14 protein-coding genes are annotated in these 18,039 nt (G+C 59.0%); 4 read left to right on the top strand and 10 right to left on the bottom strand.

Annotated elements, in window-relative coordinates; translation table 11 throughout:
- Nucleotides 1-65: 65 nt before the first annotated feature.
- A complete protein-coding gene (locus I5S59_RS00710; RefSeq protein WP_197874931.1) occupies nt 66-1,532 on the bottom strand; it encodes an FAD-dependent oxidoreductase in 1,467 nt (488 codons plus the stop codon).
- Nucleotides 1,533-2,014: 482 nt separating this feature from the next.
- On the opposite strand from I5S59_RS00710, the gene I5S59_RS00705 reads away from it, so the two are divergent.
- The 3 genes from I5S59_RS00705 to galE all read left to right on the top strand — a co-directional run bounded on the left by I5S59_RS00705 (nt 2,015) and on the right by galE (nt 7,224).
- Entirely contained in the window at nt 2,015-3,541 is a 1,527-nt protein-coding gene (locus I5S59_RS00705; RefSeq protein WP_197874930.1) for an O-antigen ligase family protein, read from the top strand.
- A complete protein-coding gene (locus I5S59_RS00700) occupies nt 3,541-6,147 on the top strand; it encodes a glycosyl hydrolase family 5 (RefSeq protein ID WP_197874929.1) in 2,607 nt (868 codons plus the stop codon). The genes I5S59_RS00705 and I5S59_RS00700 overlap by 1 nt, the downstream gene beginning before the upstream one ends.
- Nucleotides 6,148-6,261: 114 nt before the next feature.
- Nucleotides 6,262-7,224, top strand: coding sequence for a UDP-glucose 4-epimerase GalE (gene galE / locus I5S59_RS00695; RefSeq protein WP_197874928.1), 963 nt, complete (start codon nt 6,262-6,264; stop codon nt 7,222-7,224).
- A 44-nt stretch (nt 7,225-7,268) separates the two neighbouring features.
- Here galE and I5S59_RS00690 read toward each other — a convergent pair whose 3' ends face one another.
- The 7 genes from I5S59_RS00690 to I5S59_RS00660 all read right to left on the bottom strand — a co-directional run bounded on the left by I5S59_RS00690 (nt 7,269) and on the right by I5S59_RS00660 (nt 14,766).
- Nucleotides 7,269-8,075 carry a CpsD/CapB family tyrosine-protein kinase gene (locus I5S59_RS00690; protein ID WP_197874927.1) on the bottom strand — a complete coding sequence of 269 codons (807 nt, stop codon included), beginning with the start codon at nt 8,073-8,075 and terminating at the stop codon, nt 7,269-7,271.
- An 11-nt stretch (nt 8,076-8,086) separates the two neighbouring features.
- Nucleotides 8,087-9,652, bottom strand: coding sequence for a GumC family protein (locus tag I5S59_RS00685; protein WP_197874926.1), 1,566 nt, complete (start codon nt 9,650-9,652; stop codon nt 8,087-8,089).
- A gap of 19 nt (nt 9,653-9,671) precedes the next feature.
- Nucleotides 9,672-10,787, bottom strand: coding sequence for a hypothetical protein (locus I5S59_RS00680; RefSeq protein WP_197874925.1), 1,116 nt, complete (start codon nt 10,785-10,787; stop codon nt 9,672-9,674).
- Between the two features lie 26 nt (nt 10,788-10,813).
- Nucleotides 10,814-11,371 carry a polysaccharide biosynthesis/export family protein gene (locus I5S59_RS00675; protein WP_197874924.1) on the bottom strand — a complete coding sequence of 186 codons (558 nt, stop codon included), beginning with the start codon at nt 11,369-11,371 and terminating at the stop codon, nt 10,814-10,816.
- 349 nt (nt 11,372-11,720) lie between these two features.
- Nucleotides 11,721-11,897 carry an EPS-associated small membrane protein EppA gene (gene eppA / locus I5S59_RS00670; protein ID WP_164897266.1) on the bottom strand — a complete coding sequence of 59 codons (177 nt, stop codon included), beginning with the start codon at nt 11,895-11,897 and terminating at the stop codon, nt 11,721-11,723.
- 508 nt (nt 11,898-12,405) lie between these two features.
- Nucleotides 12,406-13,524 carry a glycosyltransferase 61 family protein gene (locus tag I5S59_RS00665; protein WP_197874923.1) on the bottom strand — a complete coding sequence of 373 codons (1,119 nt, stop codon included), beginning with the start codon at nt 13,522-13,524 and terminating at the stop codon, nt 12,406-12,408.
- Between the two features lie 75 nt (nt 13,525-13,599).
- Nucleotides 13,600-14,766 (bottom strand): hypothetical protein, encoded by a 1,167-nt coding sequence (locus tag I5S59_RS00660; protein ID WP_197874922.1) that lies wholly within the window; start codon nt 14,764-14,766, stop codon nt 13,600-13,602.
- Nucleotides 14,767-15,197: 431 nt separating this feature from the next.
- On the opposite strand from I5S59_RS00660, the gene I5S59_RS00655 reads away from it, so the two are divergent.
- Nucleotides 15,198-15,401 carry a hypothetical protein gene (locus I5S59_RS00655; protein WP_197874921.1) on the top strand — a complete coding sequence of 68 codons (204 nt, stop codon included), beginning with the start codon at nt 15,198-15,200 and terminating at the stop codon, nt 15,399-15,401.
- Between the two features lie 94 nt (nt 15,402-15,495).
- Here the strand turns inward: I5S59_RS00655 and I5S59_RS00650 are convergent, their stop codons facing one another.
- Entirely contained in the window at nt 15,496-16,239 is a 744-nt protein-coding gene (locus I5S59_RS00650) for a sulfite exporter TauE/SafE family protein (protein ID WP_197874920.1), read from the bottom strand.
- A 116-nt stretch (nt 16,240-16,355) separates the two neighbouring features.
- The gene (locus I5S59_RS00645) at nt 16,356-17,855 is read right to left on the bottom strand and encodes a DUF726 domain-containing protein (protein WP_197874919.1); all 1,500 of its coding nucleotides are present in this window, start codon (nt 17,853-17,855) and stop codon (nt 16,356-16,358) included.
- Nucleotides 17,856-18,039: the final 184 nt, after the last annotated feature.

Here is an 18,039-nt window from a genome sequence, read left to right as displayed (position 1 = left end):
CTTCGCACTCAACCCGTTTCAACCACTTTGCTGCGACTTCAATCTGTAGCACTTGCGATATCGATTCAAACAGCGCTGGAACCCGACGACTTCATCTTGTCGTTGAGGTGATCGGCCAGCCTTAAAGCGAATTGCAACAGCGGCATCGTCGGGTTGGAGGCCCCGCCCGTGGCAAAAATGCTGCTTCCTGCAACATAGAGGTTCTCGGTACCAAACACCTTGCAGTCACGATCGACCACACCGAATTCAGCTGAGGCGGCCATCCGCGTGGTGCCCATGTGGTGGGCATGGGGGGACATTTTCAGCGGCACCGAGGCGTCATACACAAAGGGGTTCAGCTTGACGAAGCCAAGCTCCGTCTCGGCAAACTGCTTGGCCAGCTCAGTGCCGATGCACTTGATGGTGCGCCGGTCGTCAGCACTCAGTTCCCAGTGCACATGGGCCTTGGCCATACCCAGTGCGTCTTTCTCCTCAAGCAGGGAGATGCCGCTCTGGGCGTTGGGAAACTGCTCGATCATCGTGCCGATGACGCCGTCACCGGGGCAACTGAACTTGGCGATGAAATCGATTTTGTGGGCGATGCCCATTTCGCAGCTGAGGTTTTCCAGAAAGTCTTTCACCTCTGCCGTTCGACCGTAAGTCCTCACCTCCGACAGCAGCGCGGCGGAGACATTGCCTTTGCCCGCGCGATACTCGGCGACGAAGGCATCGGTGGTGTAGTACTGGCGCGGCTCCGGGTCTTGCCCCTCATTCAATATGAAGGTCCCCATGTCGATGTTCAGGTGCTCCATGAAGCAGCGCCCGACCAGGCCGTCCTTCTTCACCACGCCCGCCGCTGCCAGCGACTGGCTATTGAGCAGTTGCCGGGCGTTTTCGATGGCGCCGCTGGCAAGGATGAAGTTGCGTGCCACCAGGCGCTCGCGGTGCAGGTCATAGTCAGATACCTGAACGGCCGCGAGCCGGCCCGATGCCGGGTCGAATTCAAGGTCGACACAGTTGCAGTTGATGAACACCTCAAGCCCGGGTGTCTGTTCAAGGGCAGTGGCGTATTTCTGCGCAAAGCGCGTTGGCGGGCTGAGCAGAAAGCGGTCGGCGTCGAAGTCGCCACCGCCCAAACCCGGGTTGACCGTCTTGAAGTCCTGCCCGTTGGGCAGGTCGACAATCTCCATGGCCCCGGCCAGGTAAGGTTCGATGTCTGCGTAGGCAATGGGCCAACCGGGCATCGTACCCGGTGGGGTGACCGAAAAATCAGACGGCTCGAACGGCCGGCAACGGCCCATCCAGTGATTGGAGGTACCGCCCAGGTAGCGCAAGCGAGTTTCTTCGGCGTACAGCTCAAGCCCGGTCGAGGGGCACTGGTACAGCGATTGCGAACGCGGCGCGTACTCGTGCCCGCCGCCTTCGAGCAACACCACGCTCCAGCCTGCTTTCGCCAGCTGCAACGCCAGCGTGATACCGGCCGGACCGCCCCCGACAATGCAGAAATCGTAACCGTCACGCAGGGCTTTCTGCGACTGATAATCCTTGATCATGCTGGGACTTTCCGGAAGTACTGGGAAGGCAATACCCATCCGTTGATGACGACAAACTCGGTTCTAGCGGCAGGCTTGCTTGCTGCGCTCGCAGAAAAACCGAACGTTGCGCCCCCCAGGCCAAGCACCACACAACCGTGAAGAAATCCCCTGCGACCCAACTGCAGCGTACTAAACTGAAGTTTCCCCATGATCCCTGGACCTATGCCATATAAGTTTTATAGAGACTTAGTGACTTAACTACGCCAGAAACACCCCAATCGCCTTTTTTACCCCACAGTTCACACAGCGTTGCGCCACGTACGCCATACGCAGTATAGGTCAGGGTTTCCAACAGGCCGGCCACCCCCGGCAATGAAATCAGCTCCATGCGTCAGTTTTTCTGCAGAAAATCATCTCTGACTGAATGGCTAGAAGTAACTATAGTTTCAATTAGCCATGATGCTAGCCGTCGTCCACCAGCGGATAGGTGCCCGTAGCCAATGCCTGAACATTTTCGCGCTCTGATCGTCATTCTGTTTGTGGCCGGCATCGTGTTCACCTTGGCCCGCCGCCCCGCGACAGACCTGATTCCCTACGCCGACTTCAAGCGCCGGCGCAACCTGTGGTTCGGCCTGACCCTGGTGGCTTTTTTCTCCCATAGCTTCTGGGTGTATGCGGCCGTCGCCGTTGTCGTGCTGACCCTCGCACGAAAGCGCGAACGCAACCCCATGGCATTGTTTTTCATGCTGCTGTTCCTGATTCCGACGGCCTCGGTGCCGGTGCCGGGCTTCGGCGTGATCAACTACGTGATCGACCTCAACAGCATTCGCCTGCTGACCCTGTGCGTGCTGCTACCGGCAGCACTGGCGTTGAGCAAGCAGCCCGATACCGTGGCCTTTGGCCGCACCTGGCCAGACAAATTTCTTGGCGCCAGCATTGCGCTCATGGGCCTGTTGTACCTGCGCGAAACCTCCATTACCGACACCTTGCGCCAGGCGCTGTACCTGTATGTCGACGTGTTCCTACCGTACTACGTCGCCAGCCGCGCACTGAAAAACCTCGCCGACTTCAAGGACGCGCTCCTGGCGTTTGTCCTCGCCGCCTTTGTACTGGCGCTGATCGGCGTCGCCGAAACCGTCCGCCACTGGTTGTTGTACAGCGCCCTGACCAATGCCATGGGCATGGAGTGGAGCATGTCCGGCTACCTGAGCCGCGGCGGCTCGTTGCGGGCCAGCGCCACTGCAGGCCAGGCCATCGCGCTGGGCTATGTGATGAGTGTGGCGATCGGCCTGTTCCTCTTCGTGCAGGCGTTTGTACGCAGCAAGCTCAACCGTGTACTGGGCGCCCTGCTGCTGGGCGCCGGGCTGTTTGTGCCGCTGTCGCGTGGCCCCTGGATCGGCGCGGTGATCATTGTCGCCGCCTTTATTGCCACTGGCCGTGGCGCGGTAAAGCGTCTGTCGCTGCTGGCCATCGCCGGCGTGCTGAGCATTCCCCTGCTGACCATCGTACCCGGCGGCGACAAGGTGCTCGACATGCTGCCCTACATCGGCAACCTGGAAAAAGAGAACATCACCTACCGCGAGCGCCTGCTCGACAACTCGTGGATCGTCATCCAGCGCAACCCGTTGTTCGGCTCATTCGACTTCCGCAATACCCCGGAAATGCAATCGATGATCCAGGGTGAAGGCATCATCGACATCGTCAACACCTACGTGAACCTGGCCCTGCGCATCGGCCTGGTGGGCCTGGGGCTGTTCGTGGCGTTCTTTGCCAGCGTGCTGCTGGGTATCCACAAGTCCCTGCGCCTGTTTCCCGACAAGGACGACGAACGACGCCTGCTCGGGCGCTCACTGCTGGCGACCTTGATCGGGGTGCTGGTGATCATCTTCACCGTCAGCAGCATCACCGTGATCCCCGTGGTGTATTGGTCGCTGGGCGGATTGGGCGCGGCCTATATCCAGATGGCCCGCCGGCTCAAGCACACCCAGACAGCGCCCCTTGCCAATGCCAGCCTTCAACCCAGGTAATGCCCATGACCACACTGCGCCCCTTGATGCGGGCTTCGGCGCTCGTTGGCCTGTTCGTATTGCCGCTTGCAAGCGTGGCGTCGGACTGGGTCGTCAGCGTCAATGAACAGACCGGCCTGCCCGGCATCACCCGCGGCGGTGGCCCGGCGATGCAGGCGAAATTCAACTTCTGGGCGGCAAACTGGAACTGGACCGGCTTCTACGGCGGGCTCAAGGTCAACGGCCCCTACAGCTACAGCCTGGCAGGCAAGAACAAGGACCTGGACTTCGACCTCGCGGCAGAGGTACGCAAGGAAAACCCGCAGACCTTGACCTGGACATTCGACCTCGACGCCCACAGCAAGCAATGGTGGATTAAAGGCGGCGGCATCATGTTCCAGTTCGACCCGGCGCTGTTTGGCGGGGACATGGGTGAGCCGGTGTTGCTGCCCGACAACCGCGGCTGGGCCTGGGGTACGCAGGCACGCCGGGTCGAGATGCGTTTCGAGCCACCGCTGGCGACGGTGTACTTCGAGCGTGGCAACAGCGATGAAATCCGTGCGTTTTTCTACAAGGACACCATCACCCCCGGCCGCCAGCAGATCAAGGCCCAGCTGAGCCTGACCGGCGATATTGCCCTGGGCCCTACCACCACCGAACGCTTTGGCCTGGCAGACACCAGCAAATGGCCAGACGACCAGCTGGACTGGGGCACGTCACCGGTCGATCTGTCGTTTCTCAACGCCCAGGAAAAACCCGCTGGCAAACGCGGCTTCGTCAAGGCCGCCGGCGAACAGCTGCAGTTTGCCGACAACACGCCCGCCCGCTTCTGGGGCACCAACCTGTCAGCGTTCGCGATCTTCAAATCCCCTGACGAGGAAATCAGGCTGCAGGCCAAACGCCTGTCTGCCCTGGGCTTCAACCTGGTCCGCCTGCACCACCATGACTCGGCCTGGGTCAGCCCGAATATTTTCGGCAACACCTACGGTGACGGCCCGCTGATCGAAGACACCCAGCACTTGAGTGCCGAGTCGCAGCGCAAGATCGACTTGTGGATCAAATGCCTCAAGGACGAAGGCATTTATGTCTGGCTCGACCTGCATGTTCAGCGCCCCCTCGTGGCCAAAGACAACATTTACGGCTTTGACGAGCTGGCCAAGGGTGAGCGCAGCACCGAACTCAAAGGCTATGCCTATGTGAACCTGAGCATACAACAGGCGATGAAACGCTTTGCCCAGGACTACCTGACTCATGTGAACGCCTACACCGGCCTTGCCTACAAGGATGATCCGGCAATTGCCGCCGTGCTGATCACCAACGAGAACGACATCACCCACCACTTCGGCAATGCCCTGCTGCCGGACAAAGAGGTGCCCAAGCACAGCCGGCTGTTCATGGACGAGGCCAAGGCCTTTGCCGCACGCCACGACCTGCCCGAAGACAAGACCTGGCGCAGTTGGGAGCACGGCCCGTCCAAGCTGTTTCTGAACGACCTGGAGCACCGCTTCAACGTCGACATGATCGAGCACTTGCGCAGCCTTGGGGTCAAGGTTCCTATCGCCACCACCAGCACCTGGGGCGGCAATGGCCTGAGTTCGTTACCGGCGCTGACCACGGGCGATGTGATCGATGCCCACAGCTATGGTGGCCTGGGCCAGCTGGAGAAAAACCCGCTGACCAGCGACGGCATGATCAACTGGCTGGGCGCCGCCCAGGTGGTGAACACGCCGCTCACCGTCACCGAGTGGAACGCCGAGCCGTTCCCCGTGCCGGACCGCCACTCGTTGCCACTGTATGTGGCCGGCACCGCCAGCTATCAGGGCTGGGATGCGCTGATGCAATATGCCTACAGCCAGCAAGCGTTCAACAAAGCCTGGCAGTCGGCGGACAACTGGCACGCCTACAATGACCCGGCGTTGCTTGCCACCCTCCCCGCCGCTGCCTTGCTCTATCGCCGTGGCGATGTCCACGAAGCCAACACCCGCTACGTCTTCGCCCCCAGCGCCGACACCCTGTTCAACCGCTCGATCTCGCCGAGCGAGTCGGTACTGCTGCGCACCGCCATGGAGAAAGGCAAGCTGCAGATCGCCATGCCGCCAACACCCGCGCTGCCCTGGTTGCAGCCCAGCGTGATTCCCGCAGATGCCAAGGTGCTGCATGACCCTGACCAGTCGCTGCTGGACGCAGGCGCCAACGAGGCAACCTCCGACACCGGTGAGCTCAAGCGCAACTGGCAACAAGGCCTCTACACCATCGACACACCGCTGACCCAGGCCGCCACCGGCTGGCTGGGTGGCCAATCGATCAGCCTGGGCACCATCGAGGTCAGGGTGAAAACCGCCTACGCCAGTGTCGTGGTGCAAAGCCTGGATGCCAAACCGCTCGGCCAGTCGCGCGAGTTGCTGATATCCCTCGGTACCCGGGCGGTTCCCAAGGAAAACGACAAGACACCGTTCAATGTCGAGCCTCTCGAAGGCACGCTCAGCATCAAGGCCGCCAAGGGCCTGAAGCTGTTCAGCCACAGCGCCGCTTCACCGCCCAAAGAACTGCCGGTGAGCTACCAGGATGGGCGCTACCTGATCAGCTTTGATGGCCAGCAGATGTCCAATTGGCTGTTCTTGAAATAGGGCATATCGCCATCTACAGTCACTGGAGGCCTGTGTCGTAAACGCCTGATCACGTAGCACCGCAACCCGCTTTTTAGGGACGATTTGTACAACAACAGATTCCAGGAGGTTTGGATGAAGTTTCTGGTTGTCGGCGGTGCAGGCTACATCGGTTCGCACATGGTCAAGCACCTGCTCGATGCAGGTCACGATGTGGTAGTGGCAGACATCGAACCTACGGCGCCCAGGATCAAATGGGTAGGCCTCGACATCGCCGATGTGCGCGCCCTGGATGCGCTATTTGCCGAATATCAGTTTGATGCGGTGTTCCACTTCGCGTCGTTCATTCAGGTGGGCGAGTCTGTCAGCGACCCGGGCAAGTACTACCAGAACAACGTAGCGGCGACCCTGACACTGCTGCAGGCGATGGTGCGCGCCGGCATCAAGCACTTGATCTTCTCATCCAGTGCGGCCGTGTATGGCGACCCGCAGTATGTGCCGATCGACGAAGAACATCCCAAGGCGCCGATCAACCCCTATGGGCGCAGCAAGTGGATGGTGGAGCAGATACTCGAAGACTTTGACTGCGCCTACGGATTGAAGTCGGTGTGCCTGCGTTATTTCAACGCCGCCGGCGCCGACCCTGACGGGCAACTGGGCGAATGCCACGAACCGGAAACCCACCTGCTACCGCTTATCCTGCAAGCCGCATCCGGCCGCCGCGCCACCATCACCGTGTTTGGCCATGACTACAGCACCCCGGACGGCACCTGCATACGTGACTATGTCCACGTAGCCGACCTGGTGTCCGCGCATTCACTGGCGGTGGACTACCTGCAGTCGGGCGGAACGAGCACCGCGTTCAACCTCGGCAATGGCCAGGGCTTTTCCGTGCAACAGGTGATCGATACTGCCTGCGCCGTCACGGGGCGTCAGATCAACATCAGCCTTGCGCCACGACGTGCCGGCGACCCGCCACGACTGGTGGCCGACGCCAGCAAGGCCAACGCCGTGCTCGGCTGGCAGCCGCAGCATGCGTCACTTGAAGAAATCGTCACCCACGCCTGGAACTGGGAACAGCAATACCCCTGGCATTAAGGCTTGCAAGCAAAGCCCAGACACCAGGGGTAGCGCACCCGCATTCAATAGTAGGAGCGCGTTTGCGGCTCCGCCTTGTTCAACACCGAACCGATCAGGTTGGCTGTCGCCAGGTGATACAGGCAGTCTTCGATCTCTTTCTTGCTGTTCACCCCGTTGGCCACCACCAACAGCACGCAGTCGAACTTGGGCAATACCGTGATCGCGTCGTCGGAACTGAGCAGCGGCGGCAGGTCGAAGATGCAGATGCGCGAGTCATAGCGTTCGCGCAGATCGCTGATCAGGTTGTTCACCTTTGGCGATGACAGCATCTCGGTGGACAGCGCAATCGGCTCACGGGTGGGCAGCACGACAAAGCGTGGCAGTGTCGGGTTGACCAGGACCTCTTCTAGCCCGGCCTTGTTGGCGAGCAGTTCATTGAGCGACTTGTCCATTGGCAACCCGAGGCTGCTGCCGACCCGTGGCCGACGCAAGTCAAAGTCCACCAGCAGCGCCGTCTTGGTGGTGTGGTGGGCAATACTCATGGCCAGGTTGATCGCCAGGACGGTTTTACCCGCCTCGGGTGTCGGCGAGGTGATCGCCAGCGTGCGCCAGCCGTTCTCCTCCATGGTCTGCAGCACCTGGGTGCGCAACAGGTCAAAGGCCCAACTCATGTTCGAGTTTTTGTTGTAGGCGACAATACGATGGCGCTCGAGGTGCTCTGCCCGCAAGGGCACGACCCGGGTGCGCACGTAGTCGAATTGCCCCAGTGCTTCCGTCGGCTCTACCGAAGGCGTCACAAGCGATGCCTCCGCCGAGCCTGGGGTGACCGGGTGAACATTTTTTCCAACAGCCGGCGTAATCCTGTCCATCGCTACTTTCCCTATTCAAACCGAGCCATAGCTTTAAACAGCAGCAGGTCCAGAGGCATGTACAGCAGGTGTACCAGTACTAACAGGATAGCCACTAGTAACACACCTGCGACAATCAGCAGCTTTCGCCACTTCTTGCGCTGTGCCAGCTCCGCTTGCGTCGAAATATACGGAATGGCTACCAGTACCCGTTTACCCACCACACTCTCCAGGGCGCCCACACCGCGCACGCGCTGGTTGAGCATCTCAAGCAGCATCACCAGTGCAGCGCCACCTGCCGGTGCCAGTACCATGCCCAGTGCGACAATTTTCTTGCGGTTGGGTTTGACCGGTTTCTCTGGCATCAGTGGCGGCTCGAGCAGAACAAAACGCTCTGCCTTGTTCTCCTGCTCCAGGCTTTCGGTAATTTTCGCGCCCATTTCCTTGGCCCGAATTTCTTCATACTTCTTGCGCGCGTTGTCATGGTCACGCATCAGGGTCACCAGGCCACGCTCGACTTGCGGCGCTTCAAGAATCTCGGCCTCGTAGCCTTCCATCTTCTTCACCAGCTGGCGCTTCTGTTCGGCCAGTGAAGCAATACGTTCCTGCGCAGCACTGATGCGGGTGCGTACCCGGGCTACGTCCAGGCTCACCGTCGAAGTGGTCGCGCCTTTGCCGCCGGTTGCTTCAAGCGCCTGGATCTTGCGTTTGACCGCCACCACATCCGGGTGCGCTTCTTTATATCGGGTCAACAGCTGTGCGTACTCGGCCTTCAGGGTGGGCAAGTCTTGCTGCTGCTCTGCCGGCGTTGGCCGGCTGCCGTCCGCCTTGGTGGCGAGGCCGGCATTGGCTGCCGACAGCTCCAGCTCCATGTAGCGCAACTCTTCCTGCGCCGCCTTGTAGTCGCGATCGACCTCCCGGAACTCGAGTTCAGAGCGCGACAACATGCTCATGCGCAACGCCTGGTGTTCGGGCAAGGCATTGGCATGGGCCTGCTTGAAGTCGGCCAGCTGGTTTTCCAGGCTGGCCAGTTCGGCACCGAGCTTGTTGGCCTCCTGGGTGAGGAACTCGGTGGTTTCGCTGGCCCGCTCGGTACGCTGCTTGAGGTTTTCGTTAAGGAACAAGGTAACCAGTTCGTTGGCAACGTCCTTGGCCACATCGGCGCGCTTGTGCTCAAAGGACACGTTGAAGGCCACGGTCGCCTCCCCCCGCCCTTTGACATAGGTACTGAGCGTGGCAACCACGATGGCATTGCGCATCTGGTCGATCTTGTCGGACTCGCTGAAGCGCTTGCCCTTGTCGGCGTACAACCCGTACTTGTCGATGATGCGCAACAGGTTGTCGCGGGTCATGACCCGCTGACGGATCACCTCGATGCGCTCATCGGCGAAGCTATTGTTGTTGGCTGACACCAGGTCCGGAGAAATCTGCTGCGACTCCACGAGAATGGTCCCCGTGGACTGATACAGCGGCGGCACCATGACGGCCACCGCCACCGTCACCGCGAGAATCACCACGATGCTAATCCCCAACAACAGGGCACGGTCCTTGATAATCGCGATGTAGTCGTTGAGGGACAGCTCGTAGTCAGATTTCATGGGGCCACCATGCCGAGAGTCAGAGGTCGGGAAATCTATAGGTCAGGGTCAGTCCAACGATGGTGCCTTCAGCATCCGGCAGGTTGTCCTGCTGGCGCTCCTTGTATTGCAACGATAGGCGCAGATCGCAAAAAGGCGAAAATTCTCGACTGGCCCAGGCGCCGTAGGTTTGCAAGGTGTTTGGCGTTTGCCCCTTGCTGTCTTGCCACGCCGCATCAAGGCCGACACGGGTGAGCTCGGTGGCGGCGTAACTCCAGATACCGCGCACCGTGTCGATCTCGGCGAACCCGCCCTCTGCACTGGCGACGGTGCTACGTTCGGCGCTCAAGCGCGCATCGGCAAGATCGCCGGTGTAGCGCAGGGAAACCCCGCCTTCACCGCGCTGCCCGCCATCGTCGCCAGAGACCTTGTTCACCCCCGCATGCACGTCAGTTTCCCAGCGCTCGGAGAGTTGGTATTTCACCCCCACGAGCGGGGTGTAGCTGTTGGAGGCCGAAGCGGTGGTGTCGTCCTGCGGCTCATAACGCCGGGCGCCGACCCCGGTGTAGAGCGTCGTGCGCTCACTCCAGGCATAGTTCCAGGTCAGGACCGTGCCCAGCTCGTCGTAGCCGGTCAGGGTATTGATGTCGTAACGCGCATGGCTGTACGTGGTCTCGTTCTCCAACGTGCTGCGCTCGGTAATGGCGCTACTCCAGTTGGCGGTGAGCATCGACATCTTTTGCGTACCGTCGGTGGCGACCACCCCGGTATCCTGGACGGCACCCGACAAGGTCGAGCTTTCGATGTATTGACCCTTGAGGCCAAAACGCCCGCGATCCGTCTCGCGTTGCCAGCCCAGCAACACACTGGGGTCTTCACGGTCGTCAACGATTGACGTGTCGGATGAGCGCATCACCTGCACCCCCAGCCCCATTCGCAATTCGTCACGCCCATAGGTGCCCACCAGGCTGAAGTCGGGGGCGATGATCGTGCGCGTCACCCCCTTCTCTTGCGACGTCAACAGCAACGGGTTGCTGTCGTACTCGACTGTCGTGGGCACAACGGCTGAAGACTGCCAAACGGCGGCTTGAGCCATGATCGGATACGGCAAACACAGAATTGCCGTTACAACACCGGTAGTTCTTATTAGAGGCACTAGAAGACTTAATAGTTAAAGTGAATTTAAGGTACGACCAGCGTATCGCCGGCCTGAAGTTGGATGTTGGTGGACATGTCACGCCCGGAGACCAGATCCTTGTAATGCACAGGCAGTATCTCCTGACGGCTGCCTTTTTGGCGAACCACTTTGATCTCGCTCTCGTCGGCAAACTTGTCCAACCCGCCAGACATGCTCAGCGCCTGCAGTACTGCGGTCGGCCCCGCCATCGGTACCGGGCCCGGCTTGATCACCTTGCCCTGCACATAGACGAGATTACCGGCCGTGCTGGTAATGACAACACTGACGTTCGGATCGGGAAGGAATTTTTCAAGTTTGGCGGCAACTTTCTGCGCAACGGCCGCGGCATCAAGGCCGCGCACATCGATTGAGCCCGCCAGCGGGAAGGTGATAGTGCCATCGGGGAGTACGGTGGTTTCTTGACGCAGGCTGTCTTCTTGCCAGACCGAAACCAGGACCCTGTCGCCAGGGCTAAGCACGTAAGACGCGCTACTTTCGGTGGCGCTGCTCGTACCGGACCAGACCAGCAGCAGGCAGAGCGCAGAAAATATTGAACGCTTCATCAGGTTCCCTCCGGCCAAGTAGCCATGCAAAGAGCACTAAATGAGAACAACACACAACCTCTCGCTCCGCTTCGCAGCCACACCTGCCGGCTGCGATGGCCCCGACCGTCCCGGGGGCCCGATTAACGCGTAATGCCCACCCGCCGTGACCAGCATTGCCGGCCTGTGGCGGGGTCTACTGGAATATAGCAATGGCCTGAGAATTGACAAGGCACGGCCAGCGCCAGCGACGCGAAAATCAATATCGGTGTAACGGATGCCAGGCACAAGCAAACAGCTGAGCGTACGCACCAGGCATCTTTAACGGCATCTTTGAACAGTAAGGTTTTAGAAGAACTCGAAACCTTAATTACACTTTGCGGCGATTGGCAACTGCCATAAAACCTACTACTGCAAACGCCAGCAACCAACCCGCTGTTGCGTTAGGTACCACACTTGTCTTATTTACAAACGAGTCGGCAGCCCCGGCGGCACCACTCATGAGTACAAACAGAAAAATGGACTTTATGAACAGTGTCGAGCGCATGATCCCCTCCAGCAAAGAGGATAAACAGCGTTGGGAGGCGGAAGGTTTTTGTCGTTTCTGATTGGAGCTTATGGGCAGAGTGACACTACGTCAATGATCCGACACCATAATAAAAATCAATCGGGCGCGCTCGCCCCAGTCAAAATATCGTCAGCCAATGGTCACACTGCTTTTAGCGGCCTCCCCAGGCCCTCAAAACCGGCACGACGCAGCGTATTCCGGGGCTCGGAAACTTGCCCAGGCTCGAGAAAATGTCTTGTTATTCCAACTATTTACACTTGGTACCGGGTTACCCTGTAGCCACTACCGAAGTCGCGGACGCGCAAAGTTCCAGGTTTGAACAAACACGCCAATGACGACCTGTGCATGCGTTTTTTTCAGACCAACGGGCATGCAGCGGTGTTCATTGGCGATGCAGTTTCGACGATTGGATCCGTAAATGTGTTTCATGGCTGAGATACTAAATGCGACTCTTTCTGCTTCGCAAACCATTTATTGACACCACTTATCACCCGGGAAACAGGTCGAGCGTACGCTCAACCTCTTCAACATCGATCCTGAAGCCATCGCCTTCGGGGATCCCGACCACAAAACCAAACTGCTGGTGGTCGCGATCGGTCAGGTACTTGTAGTAACTGACAAAGCGGTTGGGCGGCTGCAGCGTCAGCAGTGAGCCGCCGGCCTGCAGCACATTCATGCCATGCACCAGCTGGCTGCCCTCGACGCCGATCACCGTCCTCGCCCCGGCACAGGCCGCGACAATCGCGGGCACATCGGTGCGCAGCGGGTCGACGATGCGAAAACCCCGGGTTTTGTGCAGATGCTCGGCCAGTTCCAGCTCATTGCGCAAAAAGCGCAGGTCACCGTCCCCGCCGCGAAGCAGGAACACGCCGGGGTGCGTTGCGTAGTTCACATGTGACAGCAGCTTTTCGCCCATGGCGCGGTAGCGTAAATGCCGGCTGCGGTTGTTGCTCAGGTCATCGAACAGCACCAGCTCGCGGAAAAAAGCGCTGCGCAACCGGTACGGGTGCATATCGAGCCAGTCTTCATAGGCCGGCGCCTGGGTAAACAGCGGAAACCGCGCCGAGGGCGCTGTGGTCACCGGCACGCCTTCGTTGCACGCCAGGGCGTAGGTCACGCAGTCTTCCATCAACCAGGTGCCAAACCATGAATTGCCGTTTTGCGTGCAATACACCGCCGCACGGCCGATCTCGTTCTCCACGGCAATCCGCGGAAACCGGCTGGGCTTCAACGACAGCCAGTGGCTGGCGTTACCCTTGTACAGTGCCCCGTCGACCAGCCACACGTCCTTGATCAGGTAACCGCGTGTAGGCCCCTGCTCAACACTCAGGTGCCCTTCCATGGTACGAGCGGGGTGCACGTAGGGATAAAAGCGCTTTGCCTCCCAGCCGGTTACCCGCTCCAGCTGATTGGGCAGAAAGAACGCGGGCGGGGTAATCGTCGTTTCGCCCGGGGCAATATCCCAGGTTTTAACGGCAAGACTTTTAACATTGATTTCTGCCTGGCGTACAAGTCGCTTTCTTGCCATGTGTTTATAAGCGGCAAGGGTCCACTTGTTTCGACTGCCAGGGTTTGAAGTGCTGAAGTTTGACATATCGCTTCCCATGAAGCGTCCTCCCTTTGTGGCAGGGTGAATAGCCAGTTATCGTGCTGGAACTAGTTCAGCACGATGCGCTGCTGCTCAGTTGGATAAGATTCTTTCCATTGCCGGTGGGGACTGCACACTTGCATAACGACTGCGCAAGGTTTCGAGAAATGCCTCGCCCGAACTTTTAGCACCATACACATATATCTTATGCAACCCGCCAAATACCATTTCATGGTAACGACTGGCGAGTTCTTCTTCACTCGGCCCCTCCGGCAGGCCAAGATGAAGTGTCAACTTGTCACCTTCAACTGCAAACAACGGTGTATCCCAGAGAAACTTGGCAACGCCTCTTTTTGGTAACCGCACAAACATATAAGAGTGATTACCCAGCGAATCGACATCGCCGCCGCGCCTTCTCTTCCACTTCAACAAGCCGTCATCCGGACGCGCCAGACACAGGCCAATATCGTAATAGTCAAAGCCGTTTTCCAGGGCCCACTCAAGTGCCATGAACGTGGTGATCGAGTTCACCTCACGCAATTTTTTGGCATCAGAAAACACCGACTCGCAATAGCCGAAGCGCAACGTGCTCCAGTAGCGCTTATCGCCCCGGGTAATTTCGCAGCCCAGGTGACAGGCCACCACTTCATCGCCCAACATGATCAGGTCAAGGCGACCGACCGTCTTGGCAATTCGAAACACCTCGTCGGTGGGAAACTGCGCCGCATGAATGCCCTGCCTGGCCGTGGCATACGGCCGCAACAGGTCCTTGTCGGCCATGGCAATCTCTTCATCCGACACTGTGCGTCGCATGCTGTACAGCGGCCGGTTCTTGCGAATGCTGCGGCGCAACTCGCTGTCGTAACGCGCGGTGATGTCCTCAAGCGATCGCCCCAGCGGCACCACCGCGCTGAGGTAATGGGGCACATTCAGCGATCCCGACGTAGGCATTTCGCTGATCACCACCACCTGGCTCGAGGCGTCAGGTTGCGCCTGGCGGTCGGCCACCGGAATTTGCGCCTGCAATTTGTCCTGTGATTTGCCGCCGATGAGCAGCTTGGCCATCTCCCGCTGCTGCTTGCGGCCAATGTAGAGAAATTCGTAGGGGCTTTCCTGCTGCAGCTTGAAACGAATGACCTCCCACCGCCAGAAACACGCCCGTGCGAGGAACTCCCGTAACTTGCTTGAAACGTTTCTTATCTCGTAACGCAGGGAAGGTGATATGAGTTTTCGGACTACCACTGCCAAGTTCTCTTTCATTTCTTCTTCGACGTCCTTTGATGTTGTCTGTGGGCAGATCAGAAAAAGACCCTGATGAAACCTTAAAGCGCGTCTAAAGCCTTGATAGATAAGATATAGCTGATACAGTGGCGCCTTCACATTCAGTAACAATTAAAGATGCAAGGCAGCGTCTTGGCAAGGGCAAGTTGATGGCACCCACTGTAGGTTTTATGGCGCCAATTTTCCACCCGAACTGACACTGATGAAGTACCACGCGCTATTACGTAATACCCGTTTTATTACCACTCGTCGCAAATAACGCTTAGCCAGACACTCCCCCTATTGTCTGGCTTGGCGATTGCACATGCGGCCACAGCAGCCCCGTAAAGACGTAATTCTGACGCGGCAGCGGTCATTATTATTGTTTGCGGGCGCCGATGAGGCACCTGATCTGTTATCGGAGATGTAACGTGTCAACGCTCAACGAAATCGCCATGAACCACGCGAACATGCTCAACCGGCTGGCGCAGGAATCGATCGTACTGGAACAGCGTCAGCCCCTTGTCGTGGGTGGTTTTGAGGTTTCATCGCTGGAGTCGCCACACCCCCTGCCGCTGCCGTTTCTCCTCGATGTGGCCGACAGGGGCGTTGAACTGATCGGCGCAACGGCCTGATAACACCGCTGCGCTGCAGGGCCTCGGGTGTTGGCATGGGTGCATGACGGTAGGTTGCACGACCGTCATGCCCATCACCGACCCGTAGCGCTGATCACCCAGCCAGCAACGTCGGTACCGATGCGATCAGCATCGCCACACCCGACAGCGTCAACAAACCGAGCACAATCCGCCGGAACGCCAGCTCACTGATCCCCACATACACCCGTGTGCCGAGCAAGGTGGGCAGCAGCATCGCCGGCGCCACTATGCCGAACATGGGCAGCATCTCCCGCGTCACCAGCCCGGCGCCCAGGTAGGTGAGCATCGTCACCATCAGCATCGACAGGTTGAAGTTCTGAATGACGGCGCGCTGCGTATCGCGATCAAAGCCGCGCAGGGTGCACCACAACGTCGGCACCGTGCCGGTAAAGCCGCCTATTCCGCCCAGCACGCCACCGGCAAGCCCTACTGCGCCGTCGGCCAGACGCCCGCCGTTCAACCGGGGCAGGCGTGGCGCCATCAACATCAACGGGCACCAGAGCACCAGCAACGTACCGAACACCGCCTTGAACCAGAGCATGTCCAGGTAGGGCAACACCCACACGCCCATCGGAATGCCCGCCAGGCCGCCCAGTACAAAGGGCCACAGCAACGGCCAACGAAAACCGCGACGCATGCTGAACGCCGCGATCAACTGCCCGGTGAGGCCACCGAACACCGTCAATGTGGCGGCAACCTGGGGTTCAAGGCTCCAGGCCCAGAACGACATCGCGACCATGCCAAAGGCAAACCCGGAAAGGCCTTGAACGAAGCCCGCGACAATGGCGCCCAGGGCGATGAGGTAGAGAGGGTCCATCGGTACAGCATCCTTTGGGCGAGTGGGCGTTGATACAGGGTGCCGAATCGTACGGTATCTCGCATCACGGCGTCGGCCCTTTCCTTCCTGTTTGCAAGCCAGGCCACGCAGGCCGACTAGATCAGGTACTCGTCCCCCAGTTGCAGGCGCGCGTAATGCACCACGGCGATAGCGGGGATCAACGCCGAGTAACCCGGCTTGATTGCCGTGCTCAGGTTGGTCAGCACCCGCGAGGCTTGCTTTTCCAGGCTACGCAGCCGCTCGACAGCGCTTTGCCAGTAGGTTTGCACGGTATCGGCAAAGGCGATGTCGGATGCCATCGCGCCCTGCTCCGCCGGCAGCGACACCAGTGAATTGCCTGCCTCACCGGTCAACTGAAAGCACGACGCAAGCGTCAGGCGCTGGGCCAGAGCATCCACGGCAGCCAGGTAGTCGCTTTGCGGCAACGCTTTGACCTCGTCGATGCTCGCGTTCGCCAGGGGGTGGCCCTCGGGGAAGGCATGCTGGAACACATGGTTAAGCAGTACGGCCTCGTACTCGTACACCTTGGCGCAATGGTGAAGCTGCGCGCCGAGGCCGTAATGTTCGGCCAGCATCATCAGGACCTTCGAGTAACGCAGGCCATTACCCCGGGCAAAATTTACCAGGAAATGCCCGGCAACCGCTTGCAGTTCGCGGGTGAACGCCAACGCACGGTCTGCCTCGCCGTCGCTTATCGAGGTCCAGCTGCTGCTTTTAAGGTGCGTGATCGCGGCTTCAAGCAAGCCTGCGTCAGAACATGCAAGCACCTGGTACAGGTGAATGTCCTTCTTGGCGAAGTCGTTTTCCGGGCGCAACGCAAGGCTGGTGTCAGGGTCGGCCAGCACCGAGAACGCCGCCTTTTTCATCACGTCGCGCAACTTGGGCCAATAGTCGGAGTGATCAAACTTCTCCATGTGCACGTTATCGAAGAACTTGACCTCATTACGCCCCAGGCAGGTTTCGTCCGCATTCAGCAGCAGGACGCCGTCGGCCTTGGAATACGCGTTGATCAAGCGCCCGTCGATCCGATGCAACATAGCCGCGGCATCCGTCGATGAAACTTCAACAGCGGCCGCCATCAGCAAAACATTGTCGATTTGCGGCGACAAGCCGGACTGCATCAATGGCTGGTTTCGCAGTGCTGTCACCACAACGCGACCACCGAGTGAGTGGCCAATCAGATTGACCCGGGTTACCTCGGGATGGTGCTGCCTGAGGTACTCACGAAGTTGCTCTAACAGCACGCGGCCCATTTCTTCGGCCCTGTTGCGAATCGCCGCGAAGTGGACGACCCGGTCTGCAGCCAATGCAACTAACGAAGCCGCAACATGCACGCGCGTGGCCGCGAGAATCAGCTTTTTGGTAGTCGGGTTAATGCGGGTGAAATGACTGGACTCCCAGAACGCGAAGATATTCAGCTGCGCATGTAGCTCGTGGGGAATACTGCACGACAGTGCCTGTCGATCGTCAAGGTCATGCCCCGCCGAATAACCATGTATGAACAGGTTGGCTTCTGTGGCTTGAACAGTTCGCTGGGTGGAGAACTTGAATCTCCGGTGACTGGTTTCGCCCCTCGATTGTTGCTGTTTTGCCACGCTGACGCTCCCTGAGTTCTACAACGGCAATTAGCCGGTCAATGATTCACTACGAGACAGTTTGTCGCAAAATTTGACGCTTAGCCCATCTACCTACGCCCCAAAAGATACTTCAACTTAAATTAACCCATTGAAACTAAAGCACTTTAGTCAGTATGGCGTGAAATGTGCTGGAAAATGATAT

The sequence above is a fragment of the Pseudomonas alkylphenolica genome, assembly GCF_016009175.1.
In the GTDB taxonomy this organism is placed as follows: Bacteria; Pseudomonadota; Gammaproteobacteria; order Pseudomonadales; family Pseudomonadaceae; genus Aquipseudomonas; species Aquipseudomonas alkylphenolica_B.
Note: the sequence above shows the minus strand (reverse complement) of the source record. Positions and strands in the feature narration are given on the sequence as shown.